The sequence below is a fragment of the Oceanobacillus halotolerans genome (assembly GCF_010993955.1).
GTDB lineage: Bacteria > Bacillota > Bacilli > Bacillales > Amphibacillaceae > Oceanibacillus_A > Oceanibacillus_A halotolerans.
Genome location: NZ_WIXL01000001.1, coordinates 99602 through 120966, shown reverse-complemented (window position 1 = coordinate 120966; position 21365 = coordinate 99602). Strand labels below are relative to the sequence as shown.

Here is a 21365-nt window from a genome sequence, read left to right as displayed (position 1 = left end):
TAGTCTATGAACTATCTCAATCTAAGATAAATTCAAAACCTTCCTTAATATATTTGGGAACTTGAAATGCATCTTTACTTACATTTTTAATTTCATCACCTAAGTTGAATGCGAATTCTGATTTATAATCTTCTATCATTCCAAAGAAAACATCGGTTTCAATTTCATTATTTTTTATTTCCTTCGCATATTCTGGCCCTTTATTTGGCCTTGTATTGTTAAGTGCTTTAAGTAGTATCTCCTTCCCAAAACCACTTTTGTTTACTTCAATAAGTTCTTTTTCAAAAGTTTCCTTGTTAACCTCAACTTTTATGGTGCTATAGGGTTTTTCATAGTCATTTTTTAAATTAACTGAACGATTTTCCGTTTTCTTACCCACGTCACCATCAGTTAATACAACGCATTTTATGAAGTACCCATTTTTTATAATTTCCAAAAAGTGTCTAAAAGCAACTCCATTCACGTTTAATATATTGCAGCCAATGCTATCTAGTGTTTTACCATAAGATAGATTAAATAATAACGGCACTAGAATCTGTTCCGCAATTCCTTCTACTAACAATATCCTTCGAGCATAAAACATACTAGATTTGGTGGCATCTAAATACTTTTCAAGATATCGTCTGTGTTCCTTCCCTTTTTTATTTTCTTCAAAACCATCAGTTATGTAATGCTTTTTAATATCCGACCCATCTCTAAATAAAACTGCCATATTTTCTGTATTAAGTGAACTTGTAATATGAGTGGAATGTGATGTTAAAATGATTTGTAAATCATCTCTTTTTGCATTTATCTGTTCTATGTTTGTGGCAAGATGCTTTTGTAAGTGAGGATGAAGATGTGCTTCCGGTTCCTCAATGCCTACAACCCTAAAACAAGTTTCTATGTTTTCTTCTGGCGCTAAACGAGATAGTATTAATGAAATGTATAAAAGATTATTCCTGCCCAGTCCATTTCTATCAATAGTTATCGGTTCTTGGCCATAAATCAAACTTAGTTTCTTTAAAATATCGCCCGTTTCAAGCGTTGAAAAGTGAAAGTCTATATTATTTTCTCCTGTACCTTGTAAAGAAATCTTATTCAATTGTTCAATTAATGTTTTTCTAATATCACTAAGTTGATCGTTTCCTCTAATCTTCTCATCTAAATCGCTTAGTACTTCCTTTATATCTTCATATGCATTCTCTTCACCTTGATTTAAAATTCGGTATAGCAACTTATAATCCCCATTAGCAATTAACTCCCGTTTTGCGTCTCGAATAGCATCTAATAGTTCTAACTTCAACATACTAAGGAAATATGGATCAACACGATTAGTACGGTCATTTCCTCCGTAAATTATGTAATGATAACTTTTAATTGGGAATTCAATAAATTTTAAAAGGTCTTCCTGTTTTATTCCCTTTCTTTCGCTCATAAGTTGTTTAATATTTTCCCTCTGTTTTGTAACCCATGCTTCTTTATCAAAGTTATTAGTTGGTTTGAATACATAGGTTAATTTAGCCTTATCCATTGCTTTAGTTGAAAACCAATCACCCACAACAGATAATTGCTTATTATCCATCCCTTCAAATGTTAACTGGACTTTTACCTCTGGGAATTCAAGTTTATCAAATGGTATTGATTGATTTAGTATATCTTGTTTAAATTTTAATCTAGTTGCATAATTAATATCTTCAACCTGCAATATTCTTTTCCTAAACATAGTTATATCTTGGCTTAATATCAATCCAATGGATTCTAGTAAATTTGTTTTACCAACATTATTCGAACCAATTATTGTTGTAAATTTCTTCAACTTCATTTCAAATGGTATATTGCCAAAATTACGATAATTTTTAATAGACATCTTCGAAATGTACATAATTACCCTCCAAATTATTTATACATTTACAATAACATAATTACAAAATATTGTTGATTTGCACTGGAAAATAGAAAAAGGTTGATATTGATAAAATTTATTATATATCTGCTAATGGATAATTTTGCTATAATGGTACTAAGGAATTACTAAAAGGAGGAGTATATATGAGCGATGAAAGAGTAAAATTATTAGAAGAAAAAGTTCAACATTTAGAGTTTAAGTTAGATTTGATGTTTCATGATTCCAACATCAACAGGGTCCTCTATGAATACAATATCACCAAAAGTCAGTATAACGAAATTATGAATCTAATGGACGAAATTAGAGACAGGATAGATCGAAACGAAGAAGTTAGTAATGTCGAATATGAAACTAGAATTTATGAGATTACTGGAAATGAAGGTGACTACCATTTAGCCGAGTATATAGTAAAAGCATTTTGGGAAGATGAAAGATGGGAAAATGTTTTTCCCGCACTATATGGTGATTTTCCAAAGTACAAGCATATTATCAGTGAAAAGGATGGTAACTAAATATTGGACTTAAGCACTTTAGGGAGTATCTCAAGTATAGTCTCTTTAGGTGGGGCTGTAATTTCATCTATATTTGCTAGTAAGACAGTGAAATATTTTAAAAATACAACAATGCAATATACATATACTGATATTCTTTCAAGAATAAAAAACATTGCAGAAGAAACACGCGAGAATAAGCGAAAATATATAAGAGGTAGTGAAAAATCTTATGAAAAAATTATTACCAAACTGAATAATGTACTATATGACTTACCTATTAACGAAGATGAAATTAAATCCTCTATAGAATCTATTATAAGTAGAATTGATAATTGCCTTAAAGAGCAGGTTTCCATTCAGCATATGGATGAAGAAATCGCAAACATAGAAGGTAGAGAAAACTTCAAGGATATCGATACAATATATAGGGAAATAGTAGAGATAATTAAAGGCAAGTTATTAATCATTCAAAATAAATCTACAAATTCCTTAATTAGTTGGTTTATAAATAGAATAAGGCAAAAAGGAAGGAAGCAAGATTGAGGGAAACCACCAATTTAAAATTGAAAAGACAGGGGATACCAGTACACCCCTGTCTTAACTCTTTAAATTAAAATAGTATCTATATATTTTAAAGATTTATCTTTTCTAACCATTCCTTTTTAATTAACAATTCAATTCTCTGTTTTACCACTATTTGTGATAAGGTTCACCCCGATTAATCCGAAACCCCCGATAAACCTGCTCTAACAAAACCAACCGCATAACTTGGTGTGGAAATGTCATTTTGGAAAAGGACAATGCCAGATTACTCCGCTTACGGACTTCTTCACTCAAACCTAATGAGCCACCAATCACAAACGCAATTTTACTTTTTCCATAGGTGGCTAACTCATCCATTTTAGCTGCAAATTGTTCTGATGTTAACATTCTTCCATTTATTTCCAAGGTAATGACATATGTATCTTGACTTATATTAGCGAGAATTCGTTCTCCTTCTTTGTTTTTTACTTCCTTCATTTCAGCTTGGCTCATATTTTCTGGTGCTTTTTCATCCGCTACTTCTTTTATATCGATCTTCGCATAGGCACCTAGCCGCTTCACATATTCCTGAATGCCTTGTTTCAAATATTTTTCTTTTAACTTACCAACTGCCACAACAGCTATTTTCAACGTCAACACACGTCCTTTAATTACGATTCATCGTTGTTAGTTTACCAAAAACCAACTATATCTCCTAAAACAAACTAATATTTCACCAAAAAATTGAATAAATATTATCGATAACATACAAAAGGGGATGACCATGATGGAGGAATTATTACGTAGTGCTACATTTGAACACAACTTTTGGTTACAAGTACTAGGTGACCATGCACGATTTATAAGAGATTCTCTTTTTCCATCTGAAGAAAAGGATGTACAAACAGCAAGAACATTCGTTGACACGTTTGATACATTATTAGAAGAATCCAAATCACTAAAAGAGGATAATGTAATTGCCTTTACAAAAAAAGCAGAATCAGCTGCAGATGACATGAAGTCTTTTAAGCTATCCATCATAAAGCGTCACTTAAAAGGGGGTATTGGAATTCACTTAACCCCAACGTTTCTAAATCATATGGTCAATGAACTCGAGGAATATGAACTTGTTATCAGCTACTTAAAACAAGGAGAAGCACCTCCAATCTTTCATGAATTACACCATCACTTAGTTTGGCTGCCCGCTGCCTCTGGTCACGCTGGAGCTATTAATGATGAATTGGATGGAGTTGAAAAAAGGCTAAAGGAAAAAAGCAAACAATTCGCTGATCATTTCGACCATTTTTATGTAAAAGCGATCGAACTAACCGGCTACCTCCGATCCAATATTACATCCTTTCCTGCACTCAACAAATTCAACAATGATGTGGAAGTTGAAATGAATTTATTTCGTTCCTTCCTCCATGAAGTAGAAGAAATGGAAGTGTCGTATACCGTTCTAAGTACCTTTTCTACCTTAATGGCAGATCATATGTATCGGGAGGAATGTTATTATTTAATAAAGCTAGCCGAATCCACCAATGTGTCTATACCAAATTGTGACCCAACAAAGCCAAGAAAGGAAAGTTAAAAGGTAATAGTTTTAGGGTAGGTAGCTCCGCTTCTGTGGAGAAACAAACGAAAAAGCATAGTAATTAGAAGACCAAATCGCATTTGGTCACTTATTATTCCTTGTTGTATCAACGATTGTCGGTTTCAACATATAAATTAGCATACGAATCGCAAGCTAAATAACATATTGACAATAGCTATTATATCAACGTGTTAATTACTATATTGATTTGATTACAGTGCTATTGGGTTATGTCTCCAAGTTTATAATACAGTTATTTCCATAATTAGACTTCCTAATATTTACAAAAGGTAATAGTGTATTTAAATAAAAGGAGGAAATCGCTTAGTTATGGAACATAATCCTAAATTAACTTCATCTGAAATAGCAAATTTATGGAGTTCTTACATGTCTGATAGTATGAATGTATGTGTGGTGAATCATTTCTTGAATATTGTAGAAGACAAAGAAATTGAAGAAATTCTTAAGCATTCAAAAATGCTTTCTGAAGGTCATTTGTCTAGTGTTTCAACGATTTTTCAGCAAGAAAAAATTCCAATTCCACAAGGTTATAATAATACCGATGTAGTTGAAAATGCACCAAGGATCTTTTCAGATATATTTTTTTTGCGTTATTTACAAATGATGGGTAGAGACGGATCAAATCTATATGGTATTGCATTAGGAACCTCATATCGGAAAGATGTTAAATCGTTTTATTTAGCTGCTTTAAATGAAAGTGCAAAACTATACGATAGGGTTACTAACTTAATGGTGGAAAAGGGGATTCTTGTCCGTACACCGATTATTTCTTATCCTGATAAAGTGGAATTTATTCAAGATGAAAATTTTATGGCTGGATATTTAACACCACACAAGAGACCTTTGTTGTCAGTGGAAATTACTCATATATCAAATAATATTGAATCAAATTTAATTGGTGGAGTACTTATTACAGGCTTTGCACAATTAGCTGAAAATGAGGAAGTTAAAAATTATTTTCAAAAGGGGATTAAGTTAAGCAGGAAAATCATATCATCTTTAAGCGAAATTCTTTCAGATGATAGCATCAATGCTCCATTTACTTGGGATTCAGATATAACGAATAGCACCATTTCTCCGTTCTCAGATAAATTGATGATGGGAATGATTTTGTCTTTAAATTCTCTATCAACTGGAAATATAAGTTTAGGTATTTCTACGAGTATGAGAAGTGATATAGTGGCGCATTACACAAGTTTAATGGCACAAATTGCAAAGTACACAAGCTCAGGAGCGAAACTGGCTATAAAAAACAGTTGGGTAGAAAAGCCACCTCATGCAGTGGATAGAAAAAAGGTTCAAGAAAAAGCATAAAAAACTATCGGGGGCTTTAAGTTAACAAGATAATATAAAAACAGACCGCTTGGATAAAAATCCAGGTGTTTTAGTATGTTATTTCACATTTCACCTACTTTTTTACATTTTCTCCACACACGGTACCGGAACTACTTATTTTTAGAAAGGCTTGGATATTGAATATGCAAGCCTTTTGTTATTTCTAAAATATTACGAGTAATCTATCGCTACCAAGCTCGACTTAATACCTAGTCCTACCTAAACCTACTTAATAACAACTTTAACTCCTTATAACCTTTTGTATCCATACCACCATAAAATGGGAGTCCGTTAACAAATTATTTGGAACACTTTGTCCGATGCCTTAAAAGATTTTTGCATGAAGAAATCCGTAAAAGGAAACCAATAAAGAGAGAAAGGGTAAAAGGAGTGTTTCCATTGACAGCAATACAGCGATTTGAATTAACAAAAAGTGGCAATGATTATACGCTCATTGTTTATATAGATCCACAAAGGACGGAATTTGCTCAAGAATTGGGTCAGCTAACCGATGAAAAGGAAGACCTAAGTCAGCGGATTGCAAAGATTGTTAAAAGTAAATTTCCTCACTTAAAAATTAATTATGTACGGGTTATGGCAGGTGCATTACTCGTATCCTCCTTATTTATCGGAAATGTAGTGACTACAGCCGCTGCAACGCCAACAAGTGAGGGGACGACGACTCAAGTACAAACCGAAAGCCAGCCCTATGACATCTATACTGTAAAAAAAGGGGATAGTTTGTCGCTTATAGCTAAAAACGCAAATATATCAGTTGATTCTATCAAAACATTAAATAACTTAACTTCCGATCGTATTGTTGTCGGCCAACAGCTGCAAATGCCATTTACGACACACACGGTCATTTCTGGTGATAATTTGTTTCGTCTTGCACAACGATATGATTCATCCGTAGATGCGATTAAGTCCATCAATAACTTAAAAACAAACACACTATCTATTGGACAGAGGCTTCAAATCCCTTTAAAAGTCAATGAACAAACAGCTATAACACAAAATACAACACCAGAAGTAACCAAAACAGAACCAATTGAAGAACCAAGTGTAGCTAATACGCCAGAAGTAGAGACGACCGCTTACACCGTTGTAGCAGGAGACTCCTTATCGGCGATTGCAAAAAAGTTTAATACATCCGTTACGGAAATAAAAGAATTAAATAACCTAACTTCGGATCGTATTGTGGTTGGACAAAATCTTAAACTTCCACAACAACAACAACTTGATCCTACTCTGACAGAAGAAGTTGCTGCAGAACCTGCTGCACCTGTTGAAACACCTATGGAAATAGCCACAAGTACATATACAGTTGTAGCAGGGGATTCTCTATCTGTGATTGCAAAGCGGTTTAACACTACCGTAACCGAATTAAAAGATTTAAATAATTTAACAACGGATCGTATTGTCATTGGTCAAACGTTAAACGTTCCTAAACAAGAGACAACACCAACCACAACGCCAGAACCTACTGAGGAAGAAGTAAACATAGAAACAGAACAACCTGCAGCTCCAGTTGAATCTGTTGAAGAAGTACCCATTACGTATACAGTCGTTGCTGGTGACTCCCTATCTGTCATCGCGAAAAAATTTCAAACAACGGTAACCGAGATCAAAGAGGTGAATAATTTACCGTCAGATCGTATTTTTGTAGGGCAAACGTTATTACTATCAACCCCTGTTCAAGAAACGGCAGAACCAATACAAGAGATCATTACTCCTGCCAAGCCAACTATTGGTTCCCTTCACCCTGTCAACCAGGATAACCAAGGGACCTATTCTGTTAGTGGAATGGCTGATCCAGCAACAACGATTACAATTTCTATTCGAGATGCTGGAAATGGCTTGGTAACCGAGAAAGTGGAAACAGATGAAACTGGTTTCTTTGAAGCAACGATGAGTCTGGCAACTTTACAGGACGGCAATCTTACCATTACAGCCAATGCGCTTCATAAAAGTGGCGGAGAAAGTGAAAGGACAGAAACTATCATTCAGAAGGATACCACTATCGATGTGCCAGAAGTACGTATTGCCGATATCGTGAACCAAGAAAATGAATCAGCCTTTTCCATTTCTGGAACAGCAAAAAAGAATGCCACTGTTTTCGTTACCGTGACCGATACAACTGGAATTGAAACAACAACAGAAGCCCTAGTGCAAGATGATGGTACGTATGAGGTGGTTTTAGATGTAAGTAATTTTGCAGATTCTACCTTAACCTTTCGTGTATTCCAACATGATACAGTTGGTAATAAAAGTTCTGTGAATATACGGTATATTGATAAAGATACAACAGCACCAGATACACCGACTATTGATCATGAAGCCTACATTACAACTGAAAATGAAACAGCCTATGTCATTAATGGAAATGGAGAGGCAAATGCGACGGTAAAATTACTTATTTTTGAACATGACGAGGTAATAAAAGAGCAATCAGGGACAACAGATGAAGACGGCAATTTTTCCATCCCGATTAATTTCTCTGATCTAAGAGACGGAGAGATAAGAGTTGCAGCAGTACTGTATGACAAAGCCAACAATAGTAGTGAGCAAACAGTAAGCACATTAATCAAAAATACAGAGATCCCTGAAATTGTCTCTACTGCTTCGTTTGAAACAATATCGACTAGTAATGAAACCGATTATATGATTGCTGGTACTGCTACACCCGACAGTATAATTCGTATCCAAGTTACTGACGGCAGTACAACGATCAATCGCACAGCCTCTACAGATGAACAAGGGAATTTCACACTGCCGATTAATGTCAGTTCTTTAAATGACGGAGATATCGAAATAAGTTTACAGGCTTCCTCTTCGTTTGGAAATAAAGGGGAAAATGACACCCATACTGTTGTAAAAGACACAACAGCTCCAGACAATATACAGCTAGACATGAATGATTATGTAAACCAGCATAATACCAATCATTTTCCTATATCTGGAATAACGGGGGAAGCGCGCATTCACGTATTATTACGAATAACAGATGGAGAAGAGACCATTACAAGTGATGCCATCGCAGAAAATGGGCACTTTCGTGTGACAGTTGACCTTTCCATGTTAAAGGATGGTCCATTAACCATGGAGGTTACCCAAGTCGATGAGGCAGGAAACCAAAGTGAAACCGAAACAATCTTATTTGAAAAAGACACACAAATTTCCAACCCAACGCTTAATCGCAGTGGCTATGCTATTGTCGGGGATACGATCGTTTATAATGTAGTAGGGGTAGCTGAAGCATTAGGAACCATTACAATTGACGTGATTAATGAAAATGGGGAAGTTGTCAAACAAATTCAGCATACTATGAATCCTACTGGTGTCTTTAACCTAGATATAGACCTGAAAGACCTTCCAGAAAATGAGGACTATTCCTTTATAGTGACTCAATCTGATCATGCCGGAAATTATAGTGAATCTATTGCGCCGACAGCACTAACCCATACGGTTCAATCAGGAGAGAATTTATCACTGATTGCTAAGCAATACAATACAACAGTTGAAGCGATTAAACGTGTCAATCGTTTAGAAGGGGACATTATTTACGTAAACCAACTATTACAGCTCCCCGTTACCGCAAACACAACACTAAATCTGGGATATATGTATTTTGGCGATGTAAAGACGTTTACGAATCAAGTATTGAGAACAGAACGAGCATTTAATGTAGTAGCACCAAGTTATTTTGACTTAAATAAAGATGGATCACTACAATTAACGTATCTTGTGGATGCTACCTTTGTAGAAAATATGCATCATCAAGGGATTCGTGTCGTTCCATTCTTAAGTAACCATTGGGATCGTGAAATAGGACGTGCTATGCTTGCCAATTATGAGCAAACAGCTCAACAAATAGCAGATGCTGTAATGAAGTATAATTTAGATGGGGTAAATGTTGATATTGAAAATATTACACACGAAGACCGGGATAAGTTTACAGCATTTGTAAAACTGTTGCGGGAATTGCTACCAGCATCAAAAGAGGTCTCCGTAGCTGTAGCTGCAAATCCTTATGGTTGGGAACAAGGCTGGCATGGAGCATATGATTATAATGCTCTCAGTCAACATGCTGATTATTTAATGATGATGACCTATGATGAAAGCTATCAAGGTTCAGACCCCGGACCAGTTGCAAGCTTACCTTGGGTAGAAAAATCCATTCAGTATGCCCTGTCACAAGGGGTAGAGGCGGATAAGATTGTTTTTGGACTTGCCCATTATGGACGCTATTGGGTGGAAGGTCAAGCAGTTGGAGGAAACGGTATTTCCAACTCACAAGTGAAAGACATGCTAGATAAATACGAACATACCATTACATTTGACGAAGAGAGCCAAAGTGCAAAAGCAGTCGTTACGATTAAGGAAGATGATCCACATATGTATATCCTGGGTAAAGCCTTACCAGAAGGGACCTACACCATTTGGTATGAAAATGAACAGTCCTATCAAGCTAAATTAGCACTAGTCGATCAGTATGGGATTAGAGGGGTTGGTCATTGGAGTATTGGACAAGAAGATACGTCGATTTGGAATGCGTATCCAACTTGGTATACCACAAAAGATAAAGTGATAGAAGTTTCTAATATAGGTGAAATGGAAGGTAATAACGAAGAAACTATCCAAGAAGAACAAGCAACCTATAATAACTATACCGTTGTTTCTGGAGATAGCTTGTATCGTATAGCATTGAAAAATAATGTTACCATTGACCAAATTCGTGAAGCCAATAATTTAACGAGTGATATGATTTACATTGGCCAGGTATTAAAAATTCCGATTGTATAAACAAAAAAGCTCCGTACTTTCCTAATGGGATACGGAGCTTTTCTCATTCCCTTACTCTGCTCTTGGTGCACTTTCAAAGCCAATTTTTTTATGTGTTCCATCACAGAATGGCTTATTGGCTGAATGTCCGCAACGGCATAGTGAGAAAGACTTTTTTGTTTCAAACACATTTCCTTCTTTATCCACTAATTCCACATCACCCGTTACACGATAAGATCCATTATCATTTACTTTGATTTGTACCTTTTCACTCATTATAAGTCCCCCTTATCGAAATAAGTCCTCTTAGCTATTCATTATAAACAGAATCCATTAAAAAGTAAAAATAATCTGTTCCATTTTACCTTCATGTTTTCATGGCAGTAGACCAATCATTGGATGTACCGTGTTCCTTAACTAATGAAATAAATGTCTCCACCAATTGGCCATCGAATTCTCTCCAAGCACACCGTCTCAGCTCTTCAAATGCTTCTTCATGAGACATTTTGTATGTACTATAATGTCTAACCTCGTATGTCATGGTATCAAACGTATCGCAAATCCGAATCATCCGGCCCTGAATCGATATATCTTCCCCTTTTAAGCCTCTTGGATATCCAGACCCATCCCAATTTTCATGGTGATCCCGCACAAATTGTGCAGCACGTGGCATATTTAATTCCTTTCGCACAATCAAATTACCAACATGACTATGACTTTCTATAATTCTTTTTTCTAAAGGGGTTAGCTTTTCAGGTTTAAATAGGATTGATTTCGATAATCCCATTTTTCCAATATCATGTAGCAATGCTGCTACTTTAAGTTCCTCATCATAGCAATTAATTGCTTTTCCTAGCATGGTCGTTAAGTACATGACTCGATTCGAATGGTTTTTAAATTCCCGTAATACATCATTATCTTGCGTGATTTCGTTAAATAATGATTGTGGAGTTTTATTCACTGATTACCACTCCTACCTTATTTAGAAAATTTACATTGTTTTAACTATGATAGCATATTAGTAAAAGAATAGAAACATTATAAAGATTCGCATTCCCACCTTAGCGAAAATGTTGTTTTTCTTGGCTTTTTCTAAAAGATGGATTATGCGCGGTAAAAAAAACAAAGTATGCAAAAAGAGCGTTTTCCTTATACTAGATATATTAAATTAGAGCCAGTCGGTTCCACTTCTTATCTGGTAAAAACATGTCGACATTTCCCAGGAAATGTCGACATGTTTTATTATGTTTGGTTTACTTTTTCATATAGCTCCTCAAAGTGTTGTACCATTTCAAAATCCAGATCTGTTAGTCCTTTTGCCTGCCAAGAAGAGATCTTTACTGTTACAACTTTATAATCAATCGACATAAAAGGGTGATGCTGCTTTTCCTCTGCATATGCTGCTAGTTGATCCACAAATTGAATGCCGGTTAAAAACTCCTTAAACCGGTACCTTCGTTGAATCCACTTTTCATCTAACCGTTCCCATTTCGGTACTTTTTCCAGAGCTTCTGATATTTCCGATTCTGTTAGCCTCCGCATACATATCCTCCTTTTTTAGCGTTTTGTTAGCTTCATTGTAACAAGAATACAACTTATCTACATGCAAACACTATGTAAATAACAGATAAAAACAACGGAGGAAATGTAAAATGGAAAACAATCAAGCAGTTCAGCTAACATCAGGGGAATTATCCCAATTATGGACGTCTTACCAAAATGATAGTGGTTCCATATGTATGGTAACGTATCTGTTGAAAATCGTGAAGGATCCAGATCTTAAGGCACTCCTAGAACATTCCTTACAATTATCGAAATCTCACATCCAAACATTAACAACACTATTTGAACAGGAAAATTTACCTGTTCCAAAGGGATTTTCTAAGGAGGAGGATCTAAATTTAGATGCACCACCACTATTTACAGATGTCTTTATCATGGAATTTATGAACCAATCTTCTCAACAATCACTTAATGCTTATACCATGGCAAAATCATTAGCTACTAGATCAGATATAGACGATTTTTATAGTAAGTGTCTTAATGAGTCCAATAAACTGAATACGATGACAAAAAGCCTTCTGTTAGAAAAGGGGGTATTCACAAGAGCACCAGTGATTCCGTATCCGGAGAAAGTTGACTTCGTAAAAAAACAGTCCTTTTTAACAGGCTGGTTTGGTAATAGACGACCATTAACAGCGCTGGAGATTGCTAACATATTCTCAAACCATCAGCGAAATGCCATAGGTGAAGCAATATTAATTGCTTTTCGCCAAGTAACAAACACAAAAGAAATATCGGAGTTTTTTGAGCGTGGTAAACAAATTGCTGCTAAACAAATGGAGGTACTTGAGTCTATTTTACGGGAAAATGATCTTCCTGTCCCAATGAATTCAGATAATTTTATTACCAAGTCCACCGTTGCACCTATTTCTGAACGGCTAATGCTATTTGCTATCACATCATTGATATCCCTGGGACTTGGATATTATGGTACAAGTATGTCGACAAACTTAAGACGTGATTTAACAGCACACTACCACCGTTTTATCGATGAAGTACTAAAATATTCAGAGGATGGAGCAAATCTCATGATTGATTTTGGATGGATGGAAGAACCACCTCATGCTAGTAACCGAGATAAACTAGCCGATCAGTAAAAAATATGATCAAATAAATGATCTACACTCTAAAAGATTAGTACCTTCCAAAATAAAGGAAAACTTCAATCCGTGGAGTTTTTTCCTTCCCAACTGATGGTTTGTTAAACGAATCCGATTTTTAGGAGCAGTTTAAACCCCACTTACCTTTCTTGGATCTCTTAAGAAAATCTTGAAGTGGGGATTTTACGCCCGTTACATGCGGGAATTTATTCTATATTAATAGTGCTAAGATTTAATACACAAAATAGTCACATTTTTGTAATAAAAATGTCAAAATAGTGACTGAAATCACAGGCAATTAGAAATATTATTCGTAAACTAAAAAAACCGCTCACTTTATGAAAGCGGTTTTTTCACGTTAGAACAATAAGTTCAACGTGACAAAAAAGCAAACATATTTTCTAAGGTGAGCAAATGTGATTTTTGAGGAAAATAATGAGAGGAGTGAACGGATGGATTATGTAAAACCAAATGATGTCATAAACGCTGTTGCGGATGCTGGCGGTAAAAAGTCAAAACTGCCAATTCATCAAATTCTTATTAAGGCGGGTTTATCTGGTGCCTTTTTAGGGTATGCTACCACGTTAGCCTACACGGCTGCAACGGAAACTGGACTGGATATTTTAGGTGCTCTCATTTTTCCAGTTGGATTTGTATTGATACTATTACTAAATTTAGAATTAGTTACAGGTTCTTTTGCAATGCTGCCAATTGCAAAAATGCGTCAACAAACAACCATTCCGCTAATGGCTCGAAATTTTTTATGGGCATTCATCGGAAATTTACTTGGTAGTTTGTTCTATGCGGTATTATTTAGTATCTATATAACCAAGTTTGGCCATGTAGAGGATTCATTACTGATGCAAAAAATTATTTCTGTAGCTGAGGGAAAAACATTAGATTATCAAGGGTATGGATCAGATGGTATGATTGTACTATTTGTAAAAGCCTTATTATGTAACTGGATGGTAACAATGGGGGCAATCATGGCCTTTACCTCTAATGCCACCATTGGAAAAATTGTTGCCATGTGGTTACCTGTTTTTATTTTCTTTGCTCAAGGGTTTGAGCATGCTGTCGTTAATATGTTTGTCATTCCAACTGCGATGATGATTGGTGCCGATATTAGTTTTGGTGATTGGTGGCTATGGAACCAGATTCCCGTCACGATCGGAAACTTTGTTAGTGGATTTTTATTTACTGGATTAGCACTACATATTGTTACAAAGAAGAACCAACCAGATGAAATGAATATACCAACAACTAAAAAAGCTTCTTAACAAGCTTTGTAAGATTTCTATCAGTAATTAATAAAATTGCGTCAGTGATATCTGCTTCGGACAATCACTTTCACGAAGGGCATAAGTTTTTAGAGAACGAACAGTTCATATTAAAATTCTTTTCGTATACTTTGTTGTTTTCTACGACGCATAATCTATATAATGTGCAATAACATTTAGCTAAAATTACCGCTACAGAAAAACATTTCGCTTTCCGCGGACTCCCCACGAGCCTCCTCGTGAAAACCCATACTGCGGGGTCTCTTAGGCTCGTTTTTCCGCAGGAGTCTCCATGTTTTTCCTCCGCTAGATTCAGCTATTGCAATATATAGGCTTTATTATTAGTGATTAGAGAAGGGAGCCAACTCCTATTCTGTAGGATTTTGCTATTTCCGTAACTCTTAAATGACATTTTGACTAGAAAATCTCTACAATGAAGGCAGAATACGGAGACTCCTATGGGAACAGCACGTGTCCAAAGACCCCAGAAGAAGCGTTCTGTTCTTCTGAGGAGGCTGAGGCCGTGTCCATGGCTAGGAAGACACTGTGAAAACGAATAGTTTGAACAGATGTCGCGCTTATGCCCCTGGTGAAAGCGAAGTGTTTTTCCGAGGCGGAGCAATGTGCATAATTTAGTTATTGCGCATCATCCATCTTATATGCATGACGTTTGATACCTAAAAGCAACCTTTATAAAACAGCGTATGAAAAAGATCTCCATGCTAGAGAAGCGAGGAGATCTTTTTCACTTAGCGAAGTTGTACTCGATGCAATTTCGCAAAAATGCCATTTTGATTTAATAGTTCCTCATGTGTTCCTTCTTCTGCAATTCCATCCTTCGTAATAACCATAATTCGATCTGCATTTCTAATGGTAGCGAGTCGATGTGCAATTACTAAGGTTGTGCGGTCTTTTGCAAGTTCTGTTAAGGCTTGTTGTATCATCATTTCCGTTTCCGTATCCAGTGCAGATGTTGCCTCATCCAATATTAAAATTGGCGGATTCTTTAAAAACATCCTTGCAATCGCAATCCGTTGCTTCTGACCACCTGATAACTTCAACCCGCGTTCTCCGACTTGGGTTTCATAGCCATCTGGTAGTTCTTTTATAAATCCTTCCATATGAGCTTGCCTTGCTGCTTCTTCAATTTCTTCGTTTGTTGCATCTAACCGGCCATAGGCAATGTTTTCCCTTAACGTACCCGTAAATAAAAATACATCCTGTTGCACAATACCAATCTGGCTTCGTAACGATTCCTTTGTCATGTCACAAACATCAATCCCATCAACCGTAATGGAACCACCATCCACATCATAAAATCTTGGGATTAAAGACGTAATTGTTGTTTTTCCAGCACCAGATGGGCCTACAAATGCAACTGTTTCCCCTTTATGAATAGTAAAACTTAAATCATCTAAAACTGGCTTTTGTGTCTTTTCATAATTAAAGGTGACATGATCAAAAGAGATATCACCTTTTAACTGATCCACTTCCATAGCATTTTCACGATTTTTCACTTCTGGTTCCACATCCAAAATATCAATAAAGCGCTTAAAGCCAGCCATCCCTTTCGGATAAATTTCTAATAATGCACTTATCTTTTGAATTGGATTAAATAATACATTTACATATAAGACAAAACCAACTAATTCCCCATAGGACAATTGATCATTAAAACTCATCCATGCACCAACTACTAGAACAAGCAATACAATCAGACGCATCATCATATAAATATTCGAATGGACAAAAGCCATTACCTTATAGGCGCCTACTTTCGCTTTACGAAAACTATAGTTATCATCTGTAAATCGTTCCATTTCATAGTTTTCATTTGTAAATGATTGAACAACCCTAACGCCTGAAACAGAATCTTCTACACGAGCATTGACTGCTGCAATATCTTTGTACATCTTCTGCCAAGCTTTTCCCATTTTAATATTGCTATACGTTATTAGGAAAATGAGAACTGGAACAGAAAACAAAATGATTAGTGCTAGCTGTATGTTAACTGTAAACATAATCAAAAATGCACCGACAAAGGTCATCATGGCAATAAAAAAGTCCTCTGGTCCATGGTGTGCAAGCTCTCCTATATCAAATAGGTCATTTGTAATACGGCTCATAATATGGCCTGTTTTTGTATTGTCAAAGAACCGAAATGACTGCCGTTGAACATGGTGAAATAAGTCTTGTCGCATATCCGTCTCAATATTAACACCAAGTTTGTGACCTAAATAGGTGACAATATATTGTAAAAATGTACTAAGTAAGTACACAAAAAGAAGTAGTACACTTACGGTTACAATTAAATCCCAATCCCCTGCTGGTAATAGTTCATCAATAAACCATTGTACTGCAATTGGAAACGCAAGCTCTAATAACGCAACAATAACAGCAGAAGTAAAGTCTATGATAAATAGTCGTTTATGTGGTTTATAATACGAGAAAAAACGCCTTAACACATGTGGCACTTCCTTTATTTTAGTCTATGAGAAATTATAAGCTTATTTTAAACTTCACGCAATCAAATGAGCTACAAAATGTTTCCCAGTTAAAATTGCTTGTCAACTTTGTCCACAACCATGCATAGGATAGAACAAGTGAATGGATTGGAGGGAATTAATTACATGAAGATGCATCTATCCACATGGATCTGTTATGCTGTGGGCTACGTATTTATTACATCTGGTATGCTCAAGCTGATTGTACCTGATTTTAAAGGAACGTTTATTAGCTTAGGATTACCTTTTCCAGAATCTACCTTATTCCTTGTTGCCATAGCTGAGCTTACTTGTGGAGCACTTATTATCAGTAGATTATATATTAAACTGGCCACTGCACCATTAATCCTCATTATGTTTGGAGCACTCTACTTAACGAAACTGCCAATTCTTTTACAACAAGGTTTGTTGGCATTTCTATTTGAAGCAAGACTGGATATTGTCATGGTCATTCTCTTATTACTTATCTGGCAACACGTACCAGGAAAAACAGGCTCAGGTTAATCATCCATAAACATATCCACAACTTTATCCACATATGCACAAATGTTCGTACTTAGTTTTGTGATAGAACAAATATTTCCTACTATATATAGCATTTCTTAACAGGTTATCCACTGAATGTGTATAACTTTGTGACTTATACACATTTTTTTGCAGAAAAAAGCTACTTTTCAGGTTGTGGAAAAGTAGCTTTCTCTACTTATTATTGCGTACCAAGCGTTATTGTTGTTTCCTGTCGCTCGCCATCTCGATAAAATGTAACGACAACATCTTCGCCAACTTCCTTCTCTTGGTACAAGATTTTACGTAAATCAATCATATTGTCCACTTCGGTACCATCCAATTCAGTAATCACATCTAATTGTTGTAGACCTGCTTCATCTGCTGGTGATAACGGTTCAACACTCCATACATAAACACCACCATCAACATCACGGGGGAGATTTAACGTATCCCGCCACTCAGCCTGTGGTACCTCCTCTAAAGAGTAAATTTCAACACCTAAATAAGCACGTGTCACTTCACCTGTTTCTTCCAATTCTTGAATAATTGGTCTAGCCGTATCGATTGGGATAGCAAAGCCAATTCCTTCAACAGCAGCCTGATTAATTTTCATAGAGTTAATTCCAATAAGTTGTCCATTTATATTAATGAGAGCACCACCACTATTCCCTGGGTTAATCGCAGCATCTGTTTGGATGACTTCAGCTTGCCAATCTGCACGTCCATCCAAATTAAAGTCTTGCGGAATAGTCCGTTTTTTCCCACTAATAACACCCTGTGTGACAGATCCAGAAAACATAAGTCCTAAGGGATTCCCAATTGCGACAGCTGGTTCTCCAACTTTTACATTATCAGAACTTCCCATTTCAATCACTTGCTGGACTTCCGTTGCATCCATTCGTAATACGGCTAAATCAGAGAACAAATCACTTCCTAGCAGTTCTGCTTCAATATGTGTTTCATTTGAAAGGACCACTTCAATCGTATCGGCACCTTCAATCACATGATGGTTCGTTACCACATAGGCATAACCATTATCCCGTTTATAAATGACACCAGAGCCAGTTCCTGCTTCACTACCCTCTTGTTGCTCCCAAAAGCTAGATTGTTGTTGAATATTGACAACCCCGACAACAGCTGGAGCCACCGCTTCAACTATATCTGTTATTTGTGATGTGACATCCACACTGACAGGATTTGTTGTTCCTCCAGTCTCATTTTGTCCGATCTGGTTCTCTTCAGACGAATTGCCTGTTTGGTTTATCCAATTATCTGGAAAAATACTTGAACCAATTAATAATGTAAATACAATTCCTATTACAACACCAGTTAAGGTTGGGACAATCCAGTTACGTTTTTTCTTGCGATGTGGATTTGGTGGATAATGCTGATTGTAATAACCCAACGAAACGCCCCCTTATTAATCCATTTCATCAACTTTATTATTGGTAAAAAGTACATATCTTAAACAGGTGATTTTACAATGGCTGTTTGCTACTTCCTAGTATGACATCTTAAAGAATAATACACCTAAAATGCGACATAACTTGAAATGGAGCTTTTATCCTCTCCGGAAATATACTTCGCTTTCACCAGGTGCATAAGTGCGACATCTGTTCAAACTTTTCGTTTTGACAGTGTCTACTTTACCGCGGACTCCCCACGAGCCTCCGTTGCGAAACCCACACTGCGGGGTCTCTTAGGCTCGTTTCGACGAATAGGACGTTCTAGTGTCGGCATTGGTCACAGGACGTGATCGTTTTTAGCCGACGACGTAGGAGTCTTCGTGTTTTTACTCCGCTTGTTTGTGCTATTCTAACTCGTGTCATTTAAATTGCTAACACGATAGTTGATTGAAGCGTAGGACAGTCGACTCCTGCAGGAACAGCACGTGTCCGAAGACCCTACAGGAAGTGGTTTTCTTCCGAGGAGGCTGAGGCCGTGCCTGCGGAAAGCGACTGTCCGAAGCGGTAATCAGGACTACTATGTTACGTCACAATTCACATCAATTCAGATGGTGAAAAAACTATAAAATAGCCTGTACGTTAAACCACTTCATATAAGGAGGTCGCTTTTTTAGGATCTGTATCAAAAAGATCCACCGAAATTCCTCGTTCGTTTAAAACATTTTCCACAGACATTCGTGCTAAATCCTTTATATTATTATCTAAACTTAAATGGGCTAAATAAATACGCTTCGTATCATTTCCAATAATTTCACTTAAAGCTAACCCACAGTCTTCATTTGATACATGACCAGAATCACCTAGAATACGCCGCTTCACATTCCAAGGATAGCGGCCCATTCGTAACATATCAACATCATGATTTGCTTCAAATATATAAGCATCAGCATTTTCAACTGTTTTCTTAATCCGTTCGGAAACATAGCCTAAATCTGTTACAAGTGCTACTTTTTTTCCATCATGATGGAATGTAAAAAACATTGGCTCAGCTGCATCGTGAGAAACACCAAATGACTCTATATCGATATCACCAAATGTTTTTACTTCGCCAAGGTCAAAATGGAATTTCTGATCTAATGATAGTTTCCCCAATGATCCTTCCATCGCATTCCATGTCTTCTCATTCGCATAGATTGGTAAATTATATTTTCGAGCCATAATTCCCAATCCTTTTATATGATCCGAATGTTCATGGGTGACAAGTATTCCTGTTAGCCTCGTAGGATTTACTTGTACCATTGTCATTAACTCATCCATTTTCTTGCCACTTAATCCTGCATCAACTAGAAGTCTTTCTTTATCTGATTCTATATAAAAAGCATTCCCCGTACTACCAGATGCTAAAACACTAAAGCGTAAAGTCATAATTGGTCACTCCGTTATTTGGTTTCTCCTAATTTTCTTCTAATCCTGAACTTAAGCGTAAGATCAATTCATTCTTTAAGGTCTCATCCATTTCGGATGTCCGCAATCTACTAATAATATTGGACACGGCTTCTTCTAAAAATATTGTTTCTTGGCTTGAAAAGGATAAGCCCTCAATCGCATTGACAAAATAATTACGTGTATCATTGACTGTTACCTTCCATGTTGGTGCAAAGACTTGTACACCATTTTCTAATGGAACCCTTGTATGGAAGCCAATATCGATAGTCGTAATCGTATCTCCACTATAAAATTCATTGGTATCGTATAATGTCTCTATTGCTTTGATTGGTTCTATTAACGTTTTGGCATCTCCTCTTGTATCTGCTTCTCCAAGCATGGTTTGTGTATAAGAAATCATTTCATTATCTTCATTAAAAAAGACAAGAATCATGCCATTTTGATTATAGTAGACTGGGCGGTCATTTTTTTCTTGAAAAAAAACATAGGCATTTAAATTGTCATTCTTTCCCCAATATACATACTCATCTGAATGTAAAACATAGGAGGAAATAATGTCTCTAATAAATACTTCCGATCCTTCAGGGGGTATGACAATTGTGTCCTCTAATTGTGCAGCAAGAATTGTTCCATCAATCGTTGTATAGGTTATATCATCCCGATCTTCTAGTTCACTTAAGTCTTCTTCTGTAAACGGTTTTGGTCTAGCAGATATATAATACTCCTCAATCGCTTCTTCTTCCATTGAAGCCTCAATCGTAATATCCTCGAGTTCTAGTTGTTCTTCAATGGTTGATTCTTCCCGTTCTAATACACCAATGTCTGCTTGTTCCTGTTTTTCCATATACTGAAGTAATAAATAGATATCTAATAGAAGGAAGCAGAGAATAAATAGTGTTTTAATTTGACCCCATTGCATC

At 36.2% G+C, this 21365-nt stretch carries 17 protein-coding genes; 8 read left to right on the top strand and 9 right to left on the bottom strand.

The annotated features are described in order from the left end of the window. Window positions 1–16: 16 nt before the first annotated feature. Entirely contained in the window at window positions 17–1864 is a 1848-nt protein-coding gene (locus GHC26_RS00590) for an ATP-dependent nuclease (RefSeq protein WP_163969314.1), read from the bottom strand. Between the two features lie 167 nt (window positions 1865–2031). On the opposite strand from GHC26_RS00590, the gene GHC26_RS00585 reads away from it, so the two are divergent. Further along, the gene (locus tag GHC26_RS00585; protein ID WP_163969313.1) at window positions 2032–2400 is read left to right on the top strand and encodes a DUF1878 domain-containing protein; all 369 of its coding nucleotides are present in this window, start codon (window positions 2032–2034) and stop codon (window positions 2398–2400) included. Window positions 2401–2403: 3 nt separating this feature from the next. Continuing rightward, complete coding sequence (locus GHC26_RS00580) at window positions 2404–2925, top strand: hypothetical protein (protein WP_163969312.1); 522 nt, start codon at window positions 2404–2406, stop codon at window positions 2923–2925. A gap of 150 nt (window positions 2926–3075) precedes the next feature. Here GHC26_RS00580 and rlmH read toward each other — a convergent pair whose 3' ends face one another. Further along, a complete protein-coding gene (gene rlmH, locus GHC26_RS00575) occupies window positions 3076–3555 on the bottom strand; it encodes a 23S rRNA (pseudouridine(1915)-N(3))-methyltransferase RlmH (RefSeq protein ID WP_163969749.1) in 480 nt (159 codons plus the stop codon). Between the two features lie 136 nt (window positions 3556–3691). On the opposite strand from rlmH, the gene GHC26_RS00570 reads away from it, so the two are divergent. The 3 genes from GHC26_RS00570 to GHC26_RS15810 all read left to right on the top strand — a co-directional run bounded on the left by GHC26_RS00570 (window position 3692) and on the right by GHC26_RS15810 (window position 10660). Continuing rightward, the gene (locus GHC26_RS00570; RefSeq protein WP_163969311.1) at window positions 3692–4495 is read left to right on the top strand and encodes a DUF2935 domain-containing protein; all 804 of its coding nucleotides are present in this window, start codon (window positions 3692–3694) and stop codon (window positions 4493–4495) included. Window positions 4496–4828: 333 nt separating this feature from the next. Next, complete coding sequence (locus GHC26_RS00565; protein WP_163969310.1) at window positions 4829–5833, top strand: DUF3231 family protein; 1005 nt, start codon at window positions 4829–4831, stop codon at window positions 5831–5833. 420 nt (window positions 5834–6253) lie between these two features. Further along, a complete protein-coding gene (locus GHC26_RS15810) occupies window positions 6254–10660 on the top strand; it encodes a LysM peptidoglycan-binding domain-containing protein (RefSeq protein ID WP_318936925.1) in 4407 nt (1468 codons plus the stop codon). A 51-nt stretch (window positions 10661–10711) separates the two neighbouring features. Here GHC26_RS15810 and GHC26_RS00525 read toward each other — a convergent pair whose 3' ends face one another. The 3 genes from GHC26_RS00525 to GHC26_RS00515 all read right to left on the bottom strand — a co-directional run bounded on the left by GHC26_RS00525 (window position 10712) and on the right by GHC26_RS00515 (window position 12181). Continuing rightward, window positions 10712–10915, bottom strand: a complete 204-nt coding sequence (locus tag GHC26_RS00525) for a CDGSH iron-sulfur domain-containing protein (RefSeq protein ID WP_205599180.1) — start codon at window positions 10913–10915, stop codon at window positions 10712–10714. Between the two features lie 91 nt (window positions 10916–11006). Next, window positions 11007–11600: an HD-GYP domain-containing protein gene (locus tag GHC26_RS00520; RefSeq protein WP_163969309.1), complete on the bottom strand. Its 594-nt coding sequence runs from the start codon at window positions 11598–11600 to the stop codon at window positions 11007–11009. Window positions 11601–11881: 281 nt separating this feature from the next. Further along, entirely contained in the window at window positions 11882–12181 is a 300-nt protein-coding gene (locus tag GHC26_RS00515; RefSeq protein WP_163969308.1) for a 4a-hydroxytetrahydrobiopterin dehydratase, read from the bottom strand. A gap of 110 nt (window positions 12182–12291) precedes the next feature. On the opposite strand from GHC26_RS00515, the gene GHC26_RS00510 reads away from it, so the two are divergent. Together GHC26_RS00510 and GHC26_RS00505 are read left to right on the top strand one after the other, a co-directional pair. Further along, window positions 12292–13299, top strand: coding sequence for a DUF3231 family protein (locus GHC26_RS00510; RefSeq protein ID WP_163969307.1), 1008 nt, complete (start codon window positions 12292–12294; stop codon window positions 13297–13299). 455 nt (window positions 13300–13754) lie between these two features. Continuing rightward, window positions 13755–14582: a formate/nitrite transporter family protein gene (locus tag GHC26_RS00505; RefSeq protein ID WP_163969306.1), complete on the top strand. Its 828-nt coding sequence runs from the start codon at window positions 13755–13757 to the stop codon at window positions 14580–14582. 749 nt (window positions 14583–15331) lie between these two features. Here GHC26_RS00505 and GHC26_RS00500 read toward each other — a convergent pair. Further along, a complete protein-coding gene (locus GHC26_RS00500) occupies window positions 15332–17047 on the bottom strand; it encodes an ABC transporter ATP-binding protein (RefSeq protein ID WP_163969305.1) in 1716 nt (571 codons plus the stop codon). 165 nt (window positions 17048–17212) lie between these two features. Between GHC26_RS00500 and GHC26_RS00495 the strand changes: the two genes are divergently transcribed. After that, window positions 17213–17590, top strand: a complete 378-nt coding sequence (locus GHC26_RS00495; protein WP_318936922.1) for a DoxX family protein — start codon at window positions 17213–17215, stop codon at window positions 17588–17590. Window positions 17591–17792: 202 nt separating this feature from the next. Here the strand turns inward: GHC26_RS00495 and GHC26_RS00490 are convergent, their stop codons facing one another. From GHC26_RS00490 to GHC26_RS00480, 3 genes are all read right to left on the bottom strand, one after another. After that, window positions 17793–18998, bottom strand: coding sequence for a S1C family serine protease (locus GHC26_RS00490; RefSeq protein WP_163969304.1), 1206 nt, complete (start codon window positions 18996–18998; stop codon window positions 17793–17795). Window positions 18999–19638: 640 nt separating this feature from the next. Continuing rightward, entirely contained in the window at window positions 19639–20424 is a 786-nt protein-coding gene (locus tag GHC26_RS00485) for an MBL fold metallo-hydrolase (protein ID WP_163969303.1), read from the bottom strand. A gap of 28 nt (window positions 20425–20452) precedes the next feature. Further along, window positions 20453–21364, bottom strand: coding sequence for a two-component system regulatory protein YycI (locus tag GHC26_RS00480; protein WP_163969302.1), 912 nt, complete (start codon window positions 21362–21364; stop codon window positions 20453–20455). Between the last annotated feature and the right edge of the window lies 1 nt (window position 21365).